Source organism: Streptomyces sparsus, from assembly GCF_054776295.1.
This window is the reverse complement of the sequence record NZ_BAAHCA010001576.1, coordinates 1-680: the sequence shown is the minus strand read 5'-3', so window position 1 is coordinate 680 and position 680 is coordinate 1. Positions and strand designations below refer to the sequence as shown.

Annotated in this window: 1 pseudogene; it reads left to right on the top strand. The window is 74.7% G+C overall.

The features are described 5' to 3' along the window. A pseudogene (locus tag ACYVE9_RS29690) lies at nucleotides 1–470 on the top strand (hypothetical protein); the annotation flags it as partial. Nucleotides 471–680 lie beyond the last annotated feature (210 nt).

The window sequence follows — 680 nt, the reverse complement described above, 5'->3', positions numbered from 1 at the left end:
ACACCGGCGGCGACGGCGGCACCGGCGTCGACACGGGGTCCGACGGCGGCACCGGCGAGACCGGCGGCACGGGGGACGCCGGCAAGACGGGCGGCGGGGGCGGCACGCTCGGGTCGGTGCCGAAGGCGTTCGTCGGCACCTGGGCGGGCTCGATCACCACCGCCAACTTCGGCGTCGCCATCGACTACGAGATCACCATCAGGGGCGGCGGCGTCGGCAAGGTGGTGGCCCGGGACAGCGCGGAGCTGGGCATCGGCGGATTCGACTGCAGCGGCGACTACACCCTGGTGTCGGCCACCGAGACGACCCTCGTCCTGGACACCTCCGGCTGGGACAACCCGCACCCCGGCATCTGCGCGGACGGCTCCGACAACGAGCGGTTCACGCTCCAGGAGAACGGCAGTCTGCGCTACGAGTCGGGGGACACGAAGGCGGGCAGCCCCAAGGGCGACCTGACCAGGCAGGACTGACGCCGCCCGGGCGCCGCCCCCTCCCCGTACCCGCGCGCCTGCGACCGGTCGGCGCCGGAGCGGGCCCCCGCAGGCCGGGGCGGTCCACTGGCGTACGCTGGATCGGTCCTGACACCTCCAGGGAAGGAGCGCCCCCGGTGCCCGAGAACGCCGACCTCCAGTCCGTGCTCGACCGTGCCGCCGACGGCGGGCGCATCACCCCGGAAGAGG